This is a genomic window from Streptomyces sp. NBC_01306 (genome assembly GCF_026340465.1).
In the GTDB taxonomy this organism is placed as follows: Bacteria; Actinomycetota; Actinomycetes; order Streptomycetales; family Streptomycetaceae; genus Streptomyces.
On sequence record NZ_JAPEPC010000001.1, the window covers coordinates 5912634 to 5927566 of the forward strand.

At 69.6% G+C, this 14933-nt stretch carries 16 protein-coding genes; 12 read left to right on the plus strand and 4 right to left on the minus strand.

Going from position 1 to position 14933, the window contains the following annotated elements; genetic code table 11:
* Window positions 1-182: 182 nt before the first annotated feature.
* The 3 genes from OG385_RS26030 (at window position 183) to OG385_RS26040 (ending at window position 2783) form a co-directional block, all read left to right on the plus strand.
* Window positions 183-1130, plus strand: a complete 948-nt coding sequence (locus OG385_RS26030) for a heme o synthase (protein ID WP_266858144.1) — start codon at window positions 183-185, stop codon at window positions 1128-1130.
* A 131-nt stretch (window positions 1131-1261) separates the two neighbouring features.
* Window positions 1262-1612 (plus strand): hypothetical protein, encoded by a 351-nt coding sequence (locus OG385_RS26035; RefSeq protein WP_266858146.1) that lies wholly within the window; start codon window positions 1262-1264, stop codon window positions 1610-1612.
* A 79-nt stretch (window positions 1613-1691) separates the two neighbouring features.
* Window positions 1692-2783 (plus strand): amidohydrolase family protein, encoded by a 1092-nt coding sequence (locus tag OG385_RS26040; RefSeq protein ID WP_266858148.1) that lies wholly within the window; start codon window positions 1692-1694, stop codon window positions 2781-2783.
* Window positions 2784-2798: 15 nt separating this feature from the next.
* On the opposite strand, the gene OG385_RS26045 is transcribed toward OG385_RS26040, so the two are convergent.
* The 3 genes from OG385_RS26045 to OG385_RS26055 are packed head-to-tail and all read right to left on the minus strand — an operon-like array spanning window position 2799 to window position 5539.
* Window positions 2799-3797 carry a heme A synthase gene (locus OG385_RS26045; protein ID WP_266858150.1) on the minus strand — a complete coding sequence of 333 codons (999 nt, stop codon included), beginning with the start codon at window positions 3795-3797 and terminating at the stop codon, window positions 2799-2801.
* A gap of 51 nt (window positions 3798-3848) precedes the next feature.
* Complete coding sequence (locus OG385_RS26050) at window positions 3849-4616, minus strand: ABC transporter permease (protein ID WP_266858152.1); 768 nt, start codon at window positions 4614-4616, stop codon at window positions 3849-3851.
* Window positions 4613-5539 (minus strand): ABC transporter ATP-binding protein, encoded by a 927-nt coding sequence (locus OG385_RS26055; protein ID WP_266858154.1) that lies wholly within the window; start codon window positions 5537-5539, stop codon window positions 4613-4615. The genes OG385_RS26050 and OG385_RS26055 overlap by 4 nt, the downstream gene beginning before the upstream one ends.
* A gap of 165 nt (window positions 5540-5704) precedes the next feature.
* Here OG385_RS26055 and OG385_RS26060 point away from each other — a divergent pair, with 165 nt between their 5' ends.
* From OG385_RS26060 to OG385_RS26100, 9 genes are all read left to right on the plus strand, one after another.
* Window positions 5705-6451 (plus strand): metalloregulator ArsR/SmtB family transcription factor, encoded by a 747-nt coding sequence (locus OG385_RS26060; protein WP_266858156.1) that lies wholly within the window; start codon window positions 5705-5707, stop codon window positions 6449-6451.
* Window positions 6448-7869, plus strand: a complete 1422-nt coding sequence (gene sufB, locus OG385_RS26065; RefSeq protein WP_164263422.1) for a Fe-S cluster assembly protein SufB — start codon at window positions 6448-6450, stop codon at window positions 7867-7869. The genes OG385_RS26060 and sufB overlap by 4 nt, the downstream gene beginning before the upstream one ends.
* 59 nt (window positions 7870-7928) lie before the next feature.
* On the plus strand, window positions 7929-9110 hold the full coding sequence (gene sufD / locus OG385_RS26070; RefSeq protein ID WP_266858159.1) for a Fe-S cluster assembly protein SufD: 1182 nt from the start codon (window positions 7929-7931) through the stop codon (window positions 9108-9110).
* Window positions 9110-9430, plus strand: a complete 321-nt coding sequence (locus OG385_RS26075; RefSeq protein ID WP_266858160.1) for a bifunctional 3-phenylpropionate/cinnamic acid dioxygenase ferredoxin subunit — start codon at window positions 9110-9112, stop codon at window positions 9428-9430. Before sufD ends, OG385_RS26075 begins: the two co-directional genes overlap by 1 nt.
* 7 nt (window positions 9431-9437) lie before the next feature.
* Complete coding sequence (gene sufC / locus OG385_RS26080) at window positions 9438-10202, plus strand: Fe-S cluster assembly ATPase SufC (protein WP_266858162.1); 765 nt, start codon at window positions 9438-9440, stop codon at window positions 10200-10202.
* Entirely contained in the window at window positions 10199-11455 is a 1257-nt protein-coding gene (locus tag OG385_RS26085; RefSeq protein ID WP_266858164.1) for a cysteine desulfurase, read from the plus strand. The genes sufC and OG385_RS26085 overlap by 4 nt, the downstream gene beginning before the upstream one ends.
* A 75-nt stretch (window positions 11456-11530) precedes the next feature.
* On the plus strand, window positions 11531-11986 hold the full coding sequence (gene sufU, locus OG385_RS26090) for a Fe-S cluster assembly sulfur transfer protein SufU (protein WP_266858166.1): 456 nt from the start codon (window positions 11531-11533) through the stop codon (window positions 11984-11986).
* Window positions 11983-12321: a metal-sulfur cluster assembly factor gene (locus OG385_RS26095; RefSeq protein ID WP_164263434.1), complete on the plus strand. Its 339-nt coding sequence runs from the start codon at window positions 11983-11985 to the stop codon at window positions 12319-12321. Before sufU ends, OG385_RS26095 begins: the two co-directional genes overlap by 4 nt.
* A gap of 256 nt (window positions 12322-12577) precedes the next feature.
* The gene (locus OG385_RS26100; RefSeq protein ID WP_266861170.1) at window positions 12578-13915 is read left to right on the plus strand and encodes a hypothetical protein; all 1338 of its coding nucleotides are present in this window, start codon (window positions 12578-12580) and stop codon (window positions 13913-13915) included.
* Here the strand turns inward: OG385_RS26100 and OG385_RS26105 are convergent.
* On the minus strand, window positions 13899-14915 hold the full coding sequence (locus tag OG385_RS26105) for a hypothetical protein (RefSeq protein WP_266858169.1): 1017 nt from the start codon (window positions 14913-14915) through the stop codon (window positions 13899-13901). The genes OG385_RS26100 and OG385_RS26105 overlap by 17 nt on opposite strands.
* Window positions 14916-14933 lie beyond the last annotated feature (18 nt).

Here is a 14933-nt window from a genome sequence, read left to right on the forward strand (position 1 = left end):
GTCGAAGAGCGCACCTCCGCTCGTAAGAGCCCCCCCTTTCCACCCCGAACTACAGGCCCAACACGACCGCACCCCCGGGGATGGCGACGTATGGGCAACGTCTAGAGTGGCGTGGTACGCGCAAGTCTTTACCGGCCCTTCACGGTCGGAACTTGCTGGGAAATTCTCTGTCAGGGGTGTACGTGACGGCCGTCGAGTCCCGACCCGCAGGGGTCGTCCTGACTCCCAGCCCGGGGGCCCATCGGCCATTCGGGGCCCGTGTCAAGGGTTTTGTGGCGCTGACCAAGCCGCGGATCATCGAACTGCTGCTGATCACCACCGTTCCGGTGATGTTCCTCGCCAAGCAGGGCGTGCCCAATCTGTGGCTCGTCCTGGCCACCTGCTTCGGTGGATATCTCTCCGCCGGCGGCGCCAACGCGTTCAACATGTTCATCGACCGCGACATCGACGCGCTGATGGACCGCACGTCGCAGCGTCCGCTGGTCACCGGCATGGTCTCGCCGCGTGAGTGCCTGGTCTTCGCCTTCGCGCTGGCCACCGTCTCCACGCTCTGGTTCGGGCTGCTCGTCAACTGGTTCTCGGCGGCGCTCTCGCTGGGCGCGCTCCTCTTCTACGTCGTCGTCTACACGATGATCCTCAAGCGCCGCACCTCGCAGAACATCGTCTGGGGCGGCATCGCGGGCTGTATGCCGGTGCTCATCGGCTGGTCCTCGGTCACGGACTCGATGTCGTGGGCCCCGGTCATCCTCTTCCTGGTGATGTTCTTCTGGACGCCGCCCCACTACTGGCCGCTGTCGATGCGGGTCAAGGACGACTACGCCCGCGTCGGGGTCCCGATGCTGCCGGTGATCGCCACCAACCAGGTCGTGGCCAAGCAGATCGTCATCTACAGCTGGGCGATGGTCGTCGTCTCGCTGCTGCTGACCCCGCTCGGCTACACGGGCTGGTTCTACACGGTGGTGGCCGTGCTGGCCGGCGCCTTCTGGCTGCGGGAGGCGCACGCGCTGCGGAACCGGGCCAAGAACGGGGTGACGGGCCCCAAGCTCAAGGAGATGCGGCTCTTCCACTGGTCCATCACCTATGTCTCGCTGCTCTTCGTGGCGGTCGCGGTGGACCCCTTCCTGCGGTAGGCCCCGCGTTCTCCCGCGGCACGGACGCTCGTCCGGTCCGCTCAGGTACTTCCCGATATGGGCAGGTGCAGTGGTTCACGCCACTGCACCTGCCCATGTCGCGTCCCACTACCCGCTAGTAGCATGCGGCCATGGCAGATACGCAGGTTGACGAGAAGCGGGACGCCCGAGCCGACCGGAAGACGGCCAGGCTCGCCCGGCAGATCCAGGCCTTCGGCCGGGAGCACGGCGGCGCCGAGGCGCAGCTCGCGTACATCGGTGAGCGCGGCGCCCGCATCGTGCTGGTCGGCGAGGACGGCGGCTGGGGAGACCTGGTGGCACCGTCGTACGCCATGGCGCAGAGCGCGACCGAGCAGGCGGGGGTCACCGTCCACGAGTCCTTCGACGGCGATCTCGCGGCCAAGGTCCGCACCGGCCCGTACGAGTGGAAGCGGATGGCCGGTATCCAGCTCGGCGGCTCCCGGGCCGGCGCAGACCGCTGAGGGCAGCGGCCGAGGCCAACACCTGGGGGCGGGTTTCCGCGTTAGGGCTGGAGGAGAACAGCCCGAAGCGGAGGCCCGGATGATCGAGACACCCTGCCTGGTGGACCAGTACTGCCACGGCGTGCTCCGCACCGAACTCGGCCTTGGGACCTTCGAGGCGCACCTCGGCAGCACCCCCGGGCCGCCCGCCCCCGGCACCACCTTCTTCGACACCCAGACCGGCTTCGCCGTACGGCGCTGGTGCCCGCCGCTGCTCGGCCTCGAACCGCACTGCGCCCCCGCGCGCTACCTCGCCCGCCGCCGGGAACTCGGCGTGCCGGAGGTGGGGAGACGGCTGCTGCGCTCCAGCGGCATCAGCACCTATCTGGTGGACACCGGGCTGCCGGGCGATCTCACGGGTCCCGCCGAGATGGCATCGGCCGGCGACGCCGACGCCCACGAGATCGTCCGCCTCGAACTCCTCGCCGAGCAGGTCGCCGACACCTCGGGCACCGTCGACTCCTTCCTCGCGAATCTGGCCGAGGCGGTGCACGGAGCGGCCGGCTCCGCCGTGGCCTTCAGCTCGGTGGCCCCGGTACGGCACGGACTCGCCCTGGCGCCCGACCCGCCGGGCGCCGGCGAGGTGCGCGGCGCCGCGGGGCGCTGGCTCGCGGACCGACAGGTCGGCGGCAGCCTCACCGATCCGGTGCTGCTGCGCCATCTGCTGTGGAACGCCGTCGCGTCCGGCCGCCCGCTCCAGCTGCACATCGGGGCGGGTGACCCGCTGCTGCTGACGGACCTCATCGTCGCCGCGACCGGACTCGGCACCGATCTGGTGCTGCTGCACGGCTATCCGTACCACCGGCAGGCAGCGCAGCTGGCGAGCGTCCACCCGCATGTGTACGCAGACCTGGGCCCGGCCCTGGCGCACACGGGGGCGCGGGCCGCTGTCGTGCTCGCGGAGATCCTGGAGCTGGCGCCGTTCGGGAAGCTGCTGTTCTCCAGCGGCGCCCGGGGGCTCCCCGAGCTGCATGTGGTGCGTGCGCGGGTGTTCCGGGAAGCGCTGGCCCGGACGCTGGGCGGCTGGGTCGAGGACGGCGCCTGGTCGCACACCGACGCGACACGGGTCGCCGGAATGATCGCGGCAGGCAACGCGCGCCGCGTCTACGGCCTCGAAGGGCCGGACAGCTAGAGTCCGGGGCCGGTTCTAGACGGCGGTGAGCGCCGAGTTCTCCGACTGCGCGGGGATCTCCGCACCGGACAGCGGCCGCTCGCGGAGCGAGAGCAGCACCCGCAGTACACCGATCCACACCAGCGATGCGCCGAACATGTGCAGCCCGACCAGGACCTCGGGGGTGTGCGTGAAGTACTGGACGTAGCCGATCACGCCCTGGCCCATCAGGATCAGGAAGAGATCGCGGGCCCGGTGCAGCGGTCCGACAGGCGCGTCCACCGCCTTCAGTACGAACCAGAGCGCCGCGGTGAGCGCCACCACGACCCAGGCGAAGTCGGCGTGCAGCTGCGCGATCATCGCCCAGTCGACCGGGATGCGCTCCACCTCGCTGGTGTCGCCCGCGTGCCGCCCCGCTCCCGAGACGACCGTACCGACCGCGATCAGCCCGGCCGACGCCACGACGAGCAGCCAGGTCAGCTGGACGACCGCCCTGCCCACCAGGGGGCGGGGTGCGCCGTCGCCCTCACGGACCCGCTGCCAGGTCACCACGGCGACCGTGAGCAGCGCGGTGGCCAGCAGGAAGTGCAGGGCCACGGTGTACGGGTTCAGGCCGACCAGCACCACGATGCCGCCCAGCACGGCGTTGCCCATGACCACCCAGAACTGGGCCCAGCCGAGCCGGGTCACCGAGCGCCGCCACGGCTTCTCCGAGCGGGCGGCGATGATCGTCCAGCCGACCGCCGCGCACAGGACGTACGTCAGCATCCGGTTGGAGAACTCGATGGCTCCGTGGAAGCCCATCGCGCTGGTCGTGGTGAGGCTCTGGTCGGTGCACTTGGGCCAGGTCGGGCAGCCGAGGCCGGAACCCGTGAGCCGCACTGCCCCGCCGGCGACGATGATGATCACAGCCAGCACGACGGCCGAGAGCGCCGCGCGCTGCACGGTCCGGGGGCCCGGAGTCCAGCGGTCGGCGATGAAGGCGAGTGGATTGCGCACGGCGCCAACGGCTTCGGCGCGGGTCAGTTTCGGCACGGGGACATCGTAGGCCGGGCGCTTGTGCGTACTTTCACGAGGGGGCGCTTTCTACTCCCATCGGAAGTACCGGGCGGCCGCGCCCAGTCCGAGCACCGCCCACACCGCGACGATCCCCAGATCGCCCCACGGCATCGAAGCGCCGTGCTGCAGGACGTCCCGCAGGCCGTCGGAGAGCGCCGAGACCGGCAGCAGCTCCAGTACGGACCTGACGCCACCGGGGAACTTGTCCATCGGCACGATCACCCCGCCGCCGACGAGCAGCAGCAGGAAGACGAGGTTGGCCGCGGCCAGCGTGGCCTCCGCCTTGAGCGTCCCCGCCATCAGCAGGCCCAGGCCCGAGAAGGCGGCCGTACCGAGGACGAGCAGCAGCAGGACGGCGAACGGGTTGCCGTGCGGCGACCAGCCGAGCAGCAGCGCGATCACGGTCAGCAGGACGATCTGCAGGACCTCGGTGACGATCACGGCCAGCGTCTTGGAGGCCATCAGCGCCCAGCGGGGGAGCGGTGAGGCGCCGAGCCGCTTGAGCACCCCGTACCTGCGCTCGAAACCGGTCGCGATGGCCTGCCCGGTGAAGGCCGTGGACATCACGGCGAGTGCCAGGATGCCCGGGGCCAGGAAGTCCACGGACTTGCCGGCACCGGTGTCGACGATGTCGACCGCGGAGAAGAGGACCAGCAGCAGCGACGGGATGATCACGGTCAGCAGCAGCTGCTCACCGTTGCGCAGCAGCATCTTCGTCTCGAAGGCGGTCTGCGCGGTGATCATGCGGGACAGCGGGGCCGCCCCCGGCCGCGGGGTGTACGTACCGGCGCTCATGCGCGCAGCTCCTTGCCGGTCAGTTCCAGGAAGACATCTTCGAGGGTGTGGCGCTCGACCGAGATGCGGTCCGGCAGCACACCGTGCTGGGCGCACCAGGAGGTGACGGTGGCGAGCAGCTGGGGGTCGACCGTACCGGTGATCCGGTAGGCGCCCGGGGTCAGCTCGGCCGCCGCCGAGCCGTCCGGGAGCGCCTTCAGCAGCGAGCCGACGTCGAGCCCGGGCCGTCCGCCGAAGCGCAGGGTGTTCTCGGCGCCGCCGCGGCAGAGCTGCTCGGGGGTGCCGTGCACGACGGCCCGGCCCGCGTCGATGATCGCCACCTCGTCGGCGAGCTGCTCGGCCTCGTCCATGAAGTGGGTGGTGAGCACCGTCGTCACCCCGTCCGCGCGCAGCTCCCGTACGAGATCCCAGGTGGACCTGCGGGCCTGCGGGTCGAGGCCGGCGGTCGGCTCGTCCAGGAAGATCAGCTCGGGGCGGCCCACGACGGCCATCGCGAGGGCGAGCCGCTGCTGCTGCCCGCCGGAGAGCCTGCGGTACGTCGTGCGGCCGCAGCTCTCCAGGCCGAGCCGCTCGATGAGCGAGTCGACATCGAGGGGGTGCGCGTGCAGTTTCGCCATGTGGCGCAGCATCTCGTCGGCGCGGGCGCCGGAGTAGACGCCGCCGGACTGGAGCATCACCCCGATCCGGGGGCGCAGCCGGGCCGCGTCGGCCACCGGGTCGAGACCCAGGACCCGGACGGTGCCGGCGTCGGCGCGGCGGTAGCCCTCGCAGGTCTCGACGGTGGTGGTCTTGCCTGCGCCGTTGGGCCCGAGTACGGCGGTGACAGTGCCCGCGCCGACCGTGAGGTCCAGGCCGTCCACAGCGGTCTTGGCGCCGTACCGCTTGACGAGGCCGCGTACCTCAACGGCGGGATCTGTACTCATACGGGGGAGTCTACGAAGCGGGCGGGGCGCGGATCGTGCAGGGGCCCGAGGGCATGGGGGAACAGGCATCCGGCCCTGTTTAGGTAGCCCTAAGTGATCGAGGCCACCGCTGGAGTCCCCGATCTTCACTTGTCGCGCACCGGTGAATTACGCAACAATGGCGTTGTGAAAAACGTCGGCGAGGCTCCAGTCCGTGGGACTGCCCAGGAGGAACTCGCGACCGGTGAGCGGTCCACCCGCAACCGGGTCGCGCGCTCCATCCTGGACCACGGCCCGTCCACCGTCACCGAACTGGCAGGACGCCTCGGGCTCACCCCGGCGGCCGTCCGCCGCCATCTCGACGCCCTGGTCACCGACGATGTGGTCGCCGCCCGCGAGCAGCGGGTGTACGGCGCCAGGACCCGGGGCCGTCCCGCCAAGGTCTTCGCGCTGACCGACTGCGGCCGCGACGCCTTCGACCAGTCCTACGACCAGCTCGCCGCCGACGCGCTGCGGTGGATCGCCCGGCGCTCCGGTGACGACGAGGTCATGGCGTTCGCCCGCGACCGGCTCGACACCCAGGCCGCGGCCTACCGCGAGGCCATTGACGCCGCGGCGCCGGAGAACCGCGCCGAGGCTCTGGCCAAGGCGTTGACCGCCGACGGGTACGCTGCTACGGCGCGAAGCGCCCCGGTCGGCGAGCAGCTCTGCCAGCACCACTGCCCGGTGGCCCATGTCGCCGAGCAGTTCCCGCAGCTGTGCGAGGCGGAGACCGAGGTCTTCTCCCGCCTGCTCGGGACCCATGTGCAGCGTCTCGCCACCATCGCCCACGGCGACGGTGTGTGCACGACGTTCATTCCCAAGAACGCCCATCAAGCCCATCAGGTAAACGACTCAGCATCCGCCAGCACGGCCGGGAGGAACCCCGCATGACTCTCCCCACGGAGACTGCCCACCCCGAACTCGAGGGCCTGGGTACGTACGAATTCGGCTGGGCCGACTCCGACGTGGCAGGTGCCGCGGCCAAGCGCGGCCTGTCCGAAGCTGTCGTCCGCGACATCTCGGCGAAGAAGAACGAGCCCGAGTGGATGCTGAAGCTGCGTCTCAAGGGCCTCAAGCTCTTCGGCAAGAAGCCCATGCCGAGCTGGGGCTCCGACCTGTCGGGCATCGACTTCGAGAACATCAAGTACTTCGTGCGGTCCACCGAGAAGCAGGCGGAGTCCTGGGAGGACCTGCCGGAGGACATCAAGAAGACGTACGACAAGCTCGGCATCCCGGAGGCGGAGAAGCAGCGCCTCGTCGCGGGTGTCGCCGCCCAGTACGAGTCCGAGGTCGTGTACCACCAGATCAACGAGGAGCTGGAGGCGCAGGGTGTCATCTTCATGGACACCGACACCGCGCTGAAGGAGCACCCGGAGCTCTTCCAGGAGTACTTCGGCACGGTGATCCCGGTCGGCGACAACAAGTTCGCCTCGCTGAACTCGGCCGTGTGGTCCGGCGGTTCGTTCATCTACGTGCCGAAGGGCGTGCACGTCGAGATCCCGCTGCAGGCCTACTTCCGCATCAACACGGAGAACATGGGCCAGTTCGAGCGGACGCTGATCATCGTCGACGAGGACGCCTACGTCCACTACGTCGAGGGCTGCACCGCCCCGATCTACTCCTCGGACTCGCTGCACAGCGCCGTCGTCGAGATCATCGTGAAGAAGGGCGGCCGCTGCCGCTACACGACGATCCAGAACTGGTCGAACAACGTCTACAACCTCGTCACCAAGCGTGCCGTGGCGTACGAGGGCGCGACCATGGAGTGGGTCGACGGCAACATCGGCTCCAAGGTGACCATGAAGTACCCGGCCGTCTACCTGATGGGCGAGCACGCCAAGGGCGAGACCCTGTCGATCGCCTTCGCGGGCGAGGGCCAGCACCAGGACGCCGGCGCCAAGATGGTCCACATGGCCCCGAACACCTCCTCCAACATCGTCTCCAAGTCGGTGGCGCGAGGCGGCGGCCGTACCTCCTACCGCGGTCTGATCGAGATCGGCGAGGGCGCCGAGGGCTCCAAGTCCAACGTGCTCTGTGACGCGCTGCTCGTCGACACGGTCTCCCGCTCGGACACCTACCCCTATGTGGACGTCCGCGAGGACGACGTGTCCATGGGCCACGAGGCGACCGTCTCCAAGGTCTCCGACGACCAGCTCTTCTACCTGATGAGCCGCGGTATGACGGAGTTCGAGGCGATGGCCATGATCGTGCGCGGCTTCGTCGAGCCGATCGCCAAGGAGCTCCCCATGGAGTACGCCCTGGAGCTCAACCGGCTGATCGAGCTGCAGATGGAGGGATCGGTCGGCTAGCAGCCGCCCGCCCCTCGCCCGACCCCCGTATCCACCAGAAAGCGAGCACGACGACAGCCATGGCTGAGGCTCAGAACATTCCTGCGGGTTCCACTACCGCCGGGTCCATCGCGGTGGCTGCCGAGTCCACCGTCGCCACCCGGATGAGCGCGCCGCCGTCCTTCGACGTGGCGGACTTCCCGGTCCCGCACGGCCGCGAGGAGGAGTGGCGGTTCACTCCGCTGGAGCGGCTCAAGGGCCTGCACGACGGCACCGCCGTCGCGACCGGCGCCGGCGTCGAGGTCGAGGTGTCCGCCCCCGAGGGCGTGCACGTCGAGACCGTCGGCCGTGACGACGCCCGCATCGGCAAGGCCGGCACCCCGGTGGACCGGGTCGCCGCCCAGGCGTACTCCTCCTTCGAGAAGGCCTCGGTCGTCTCGGTGCCCAAGGAGACCGTGCTCAGCGAGCCGATCCGGATCGCCGTGCGCGGCGTCGGCGGTGTCGCCTACGGCCACCAGGTCATCGAGCTGGGCGCCTTCGCCGAAGCCCTCGTGGTCATCGACCACACCGGTGACGCGGTGCTCGCCGCCAACGTCGACTACATCCTGGGCGACGGCGCGAAGCTGACCGTCGTCTCCGTCCAGGACTGGGAGCCCGGCGCCGTCCACGTGGCGCAGCACAACGCGCTGGTGGGCAGGGACGCCTCGCTCAAGTCGGTCGTGGTCACCTTCGGCGGCGACGTCGTACGCGTCCACCCGCGCGTGCAGTACGCGGGCCCCGGCGGCGATGCCGAGCTCCTCGGGCTCTACTTCACCGACCACGGCCAGCACCAGGAGCACCGCCTCCTCGTCGACCACAACGCGCCGCACTGCCGGTCGAACGTGGCCTACAAGGGCGCGCTCCAGGGCCAGGACGCACACGCCGTCTGGATCGGCGACGTCCTGATCAGGGCCGCCGCCGAGGGCACCGACTCGTACGAGCTGAACCGCAACCTCGTCCTCACCGACGGCGCGCGGGTCGACTCGGTCCCGAACCTGGAGATCGAGACCGGCGAGATCGCCGGCGCGGGCCACGCGTCGGCCACCGGCCGCTTCGACGACTCGCAGCTCTTCTACCTCCAGTCGCGCGGTATCCCGGAGGCCGAAGCCCGCCGCCTGGTGGTCCGCGGCTTCTTCGCCGAGCTGGTCCAGCAGATCGGTCTGCCGGACGTCGAGGAGCGCCTGCTCGACAAGATCGACGCCGAGCTGCAGGCAGCCGTCTGATGGCCGCCTTCGTCAGAGCCTGTGCGCTGAGCGAGCTGGAGGACGACACCCCGAAGCGGGTGGAGATCGACGGCACGCCGGTGTCCGTGGTCCGTACGGAAGGGGAGGTGTTCGCGATCAACGACATCTGCTCGCACGCGAACGTCTCCCTCTCCGAGGGCGAGGTCGAGGACTGCACCATCGAGTGCTGGCTGCACGGTTCCAGCTTCGACCTCCGCACCGGCAAGCCGTCCGGCCTTCCCGCGACGCGCCCCGTCCCCGTTTACCCCGTAAAGATCGAAGGGGACGATGTGCTCGTCTCCGTATCCCAGGAGTCCTGAGTCACCCATGGCAACGCTTGAAATCCGCGACCTGCACGTCTCCGTCGAAACCGAGAACGGTACGAAGGAGATCCTCAAGGGCGTCGACCTGACCGTGAAGCAGGGCGAGACCCACGCCATCATGGGCCCGAACGGCTCCGGCAAGTCGACGCTGGCGTACTCCCTCGCGGGGCACCCCAAGTACACGATCACCAGCGGCACCGTCACCCTCGACGGTGAGGACGTGCTGGAGATGACCGTCGACGAGCGGGCCCGCGCCGGCGTCTTCCTCGCCATGCAGTACCCGGTCGAGGTCCCCGGCGTCTCCGTCTCCAACTTCCTGCGTACGTCGGCCACCGCCATCCGCGGCGAGGCGCCGAAGCTCCGTACCTGGGTGAAGGAGGTCAAGACGGCCATGGAGACCCTCCAGATGGACCCGGCCTTCGCCGAGCGCAACGTCAACGAGGGCTTCTCCGGCGGTGAGAAGAAGCGCCACGAGATCCTCCAGCTGGAGCTGCTCAAGCCGAAGATCGCGATCCTCGACGAGACGGACTCCGGTCTGGACGTCGACGCGCTGCGCCAGGTCTCCGACGGCGTCAACCGCGTCCGTGAGGGCGGCGAGGTCGGCACCCTGCTGATCACCCACTACACGCGCATCCTGCGCTACATCAAGCCCGACTTCGTGCACGTCTTCGCGAACGGCCGGATCGCCGAGTCCGGCGGCCCGGAGCTCGCCGACAAGCTGGAGAACGAGGGCTACGAGGCATACACGAAGGGTGGCGCAACAGCGTGACACAGCTGCCGGGCCTCCTGGACACCGACGCGATCCGCAAGGACTTCCCCCTGCTGGATCGTGTGGTCCACGACGGGAAGAAGATCGTTTACCTGGACAACGCGGCGACCTCGCAGAAGCCGCGCCAGGTACTCGACGCGCTGAACGAGTACTACGAGCAGCACAACGCCAACGTCCACCGCGGCGTGCACGTGCTCGCGGAGGAGGCCACGGCGCTGTACGAGGGCGCCCGCGACAAGGTCGCCGCCTTCATCAACGCGCCGAGCCGCGACGAGGTGATCTTCACCAAGAACGCCTCCGAGTCGCTCAACCTCGTGGCCAACATGCTCGGCTGGGCCGACGAGCCGTACCGGGTCGACCACGAGACCGAGATCGTCATCACGGAGATGGAGCACCACTCCAACATCGTGCCGTGGCAGCTGCTCTCGCAGCGCACCGGCGCGAAGCTGAAGTGGTTCGGCCTCACCGACGACGGCCGCCTCGACCTGTCCAACGTCGAGGAGATCATCACCGAGAAGACGAAGATCGTCTCCTTCACGCTGGTCTCCAACCTGATGGGCACGGTCAACCCGGTCGAGACGATCATCCGGCGCGCCCAGGAGGTCGGTGCGCTCGTCTGCATCGACGCCTCCCAGGCCGCACCGCACATGGTGCTCGACGTGCAGGCGCTGCAAGCCGACTTCGTGGCCTTCACCGGCCACAAGATGGTCGGCCCGACCGGGATCGGCGTCCTCTGGGGCCGTCAGGAGCTCCTTGAGGACCTCCCGCCGTTCCTCGGCGGCGGCGAGATGATCGAGACCGTGTCGATGCACTCCTCGACCTACGCCCCCGCGCCGCACAAGTTCGAGGCGGGTACGCCCCCGATCGCCCAGGCCGTCGGCCTCGGAGCGGCCGTGGACTACCTCTCGTCGATCGGCATGGACAAGATCGCCGCGCATGAGCACGCGCTCACCGAGTACGCGATGAAGCGTCTCGCCGACATCCCGGACCTGCGGTTCATCGGACCGTCCACGGCCCTGGACCGCGGCGCGACGATCTCCTTCACGCTCGGTGACATCCACCCGCACGACGTGGGCCAGGTCCTCGACGAGGAGGGCATCGCGGTCCGGGTCGGCCACCACTGCGCACGGCCGGTCTGCCTGCGGTACGGAATTCCTGCGACCACGCGAGCGTCGTTCTATCTGTACTCCACGCCCGAAGAGGTCGACGCACTGGCTGACGGGCTGGAGCACGTACGGAATTTCTTCGGCTAGGGCCTTTTCGTTTGGACCGTGCCGGGCCGGACAGGGCCGGCTACACCGACGAGGACATCGGGTAGGGACTGGATCGTGAAGCTGGATTCGATGTACCAGGAAGTGATCCTGGACCACTACAAGCACCCGCACGGGCGCGGTCTCCGTGACGGCGACGCCGAGGTGCACCACGTCAATCCGACGTGCGGCGACGAGATCACGCTGCGTGTGCGGTACGAGGGCGACCGCATCGCGGACGTGTCGTACGAGGGCCAGGGCTGCTCCATCAGCCAGGCCAGCGCGTCCGTGATGAACGAACTGCTGGTCGGCAAGGAGCTGGGCGACGCCCAGAAGATCCAGTCGACCTTCCTGGAGCTGATGCAGTCCAGGGGGCAGATCGAGCCGGACGACGCGATGGAGGAGGTACTGGAGGACGCCGTCGCGTTCGCCGGTGTCTCGAAGTACCCGGCGCGCGTCAAGTGCGCGCTGCTGAGCTGGATGGCGTGGAAGGACGCGACGGCGCAGGCGCTGTCCGAAGGGAAGACCGCATGAGTGACAACGAGACCGCCACGATGAAGCCGGCCTCCGAGGAGGAGGTCCGCGAGGCGCTGTACGACGTCGTCGACCCCGAGCTGGGGATCGACGTGGTCAACCTGGGCCTGATCTACGGCATCCACGTGGACGACGCCAACATCGCCACGCTGGACATGACGCTGACGTCCGCGGCCTGCCCGCTGACCGATGTCATCGAGGACCAGGCGAAGTCGGCCACCGAGGGCATCGTCAACGAGCTGAAGATCAACTGGGTCTGGATGCCGCCGTGGGGACCGGACAAGATCACCGACGACGGCCGCGAGCAGCTGCGCGCGCTCGGCTTCAACGTCTGACGGCGCTGCCGCCCAACAGCCCTCCCCGTACTGCCGATACGGCCCCGGTGCTCCGCGCACCGGGGCCGTATTGTGCTGTTCGCGTTCCGTACGTACGGTGTGCGCGCCCCGTTGGCGCGGAGACCGGAGCCTTCTCGTCGACGACACCCCCACCGCCATCCCCCACGACGAGAGGGTCCCCGTGCAGATCTCTGCCATCCTGTTCCGCCGCTCGTTCCGTCCGAGGACCGGCATCGTGGCCGCCGCCGCGGGCGGACTGTTCTCCCTGGTCCTCACCGGCGCCAACGCCCCCGCGCACGCGGCGAGTTACGGAACGCCCACGCTCTCCCTCTCGGCCGGCTACCTCTCCGGCGCGGTCGGCGCCACCGGTGACCCGGCCGTCACCGTCACCGTGGGGCAGAGCGGTGCGGACGCCTCGGCGCTCACCGTGGCCGCTTCGGCCAGTTCCAAGTCCTCCGTCGCCGGGACCGGCGATGTCTCCGTCACGGGCAGCGGCGCCACCCGCCGGGTCACGGTCGGCGCCCGCGCACAGGGCTACACCGACCTCACCATCGAGGTCACCGGCCTCGGTGGCAAGACCGCCACCAAGACCCTGCACTACGCCGCGTCCGCCGCGGTCCAGCACAGCGCGGACACCCGCTACTTCACCGGCTCCTCCGACGCCTCCGCCGCCGTCTCCGTCGGCGGCGGCTATGTGGTGGTGGCCGACGACGAGTCCAACACCCTGCGGCTCTACGACGGTTCGACATCCGGGGCGCCCGTGCGGACCTGGGACTTCAGCGACGAGCTCGGGGTCAAGAAGGAGATCGACATCGAGGCCGCGGCCCGGGTCGGCGACACGGTCTACTGGACGGGCTCGCTGGGCAACAACAAGGACGGCGAGTACAAGCCCGACCGCAACCGGATCTTCACCACCGAGGTCACCGGTTCGGGAGCCGCCACCCAGCTGTCCTTCGGCGGCTCGTACGCGAAGCTCCGTGACGACCTGGTCGCCTGGGACAAGGCCAACGGCGACCGTTACGGGTTCGCCGCCGGCACCGAGGACGGCCAGGTCCCCAAGCAGATCGACGGATTCAACATCGAGGGGCTGGAGTTCGCGCCCGGTTCGTCCAGCACGGCCTACCTCGGCTTCCGCGCGCCCCTGGTGCCGCCGAAGAACGGCGGCAAGGCGCTCATCGTGCCGGTCACCAACATGGACAAGGTGGTCACCGGCACGAAGGCCGCCTTCGGCACACCGATCGAGCTGGACCTCGGAGGGCTCTCCATCCGGGACATCCGCAAGAACGCGGCCGGTCAGTATCTGATCGTCGCCGGTTCGTGGGCCGCCGACGACAACTCCGATCCGTACGCCCTCTACTCCTGGGACGGTGTCGCCGGGCACACCCCCGTGAAGCGGGCCGACCTGCCGACCAGCGACCCGGGCGGCTGGGAGGCCGTGGTGGACGTCCCCGACCTGAACGCGGCCGGGGCGCGCGCCCAGCTGATCACCGACGACGGATCGGCCGACCTCTACGGGGACGGCACGGAGGCGAAGGACCTCACCCACGACGAGTGGAAGAAGTCCCGCGCCACCTGGTTCACCGTGGGGAAGTGACGTTCGGCGGCTGCTGCCCGGCGGGCTCTGCGGCCGCCGCCTCGATGAGCACCGGCCCCAGCTCCTCCCGGCGCATCCGGCGGTCGACGTAGAGCAGTCCCGTCACCAGCTGAGGGAAGGTCACCGACACGATCTGGCTGAGCGTCTGGCCCAGCAGGGTGATCGCCAGATAGCTGGTGAGACCTGCCACCAGCTGGGCCGCGCTCGGGTCGGACGCGGTGTCCAGGGGGAGCCTCAGGCTGTGGAACATCCCCAGCGTGGTGAAGGGGAGCTGGATGAAGGAGCCCGCGATGGAGCCGAGCACCAGGGCCAGCAGCGAGATGCCGCAGACCCGCCACCAGGCGCCCCGCACCAGCCGGGCCGATCGGCGCAGTGCGCCGATCGGCCCCTGGCGCTCGAAGACCACGGCGGCCGGTGCCAGGCTGAGGAGCACCCACAGCCATACGCCCAGCGGCAGCAGGACCAGCCCGCCGAGCACGCCCACCACCACCGCCACGGCGATGCTGTGCGCACCGACCGTCGCGACGACGACGGCGACCACTGCCCCCGCGACCAGCAGCAGCGGCACGAGGGTGATCAGCCCGCTCAGCAGCACGGTGCCCAGCACCGGAAGCACCCGCGACCAGGCCCGCCGCCAGACGGCCCGGAAGGATGCCGGCCGGCCGAGCACCGCTTCCTGCAGCACGCTCGCACTGGTCGCGTAGACCATGGCGGTGCAGACCATGGTCAGCAGCGCGGTGCCGAGCAGCACCCCGGCGAACCCCAGCACCACGGGACCGGCCCGGCCCCAGGTGACGTCGGACGCCTCGGGTGCGTGGACGATGCCGTGGATCCGGTCGGAGAGCGACGCGTAGAGGACCGCGAGCGCCGCCGCGATGACCGCGGCGGCGCCGCCGTACACCACCGCTGCCACGCCGAACAGCTGCTTCCAGTAGCGGCCGGCCGTGGATATCGCGCCGTTGAGGATGTCGCTGAGCTGCAACGGCTGCAGGGGTATCACGCCCGGCTTGGGTGCCTG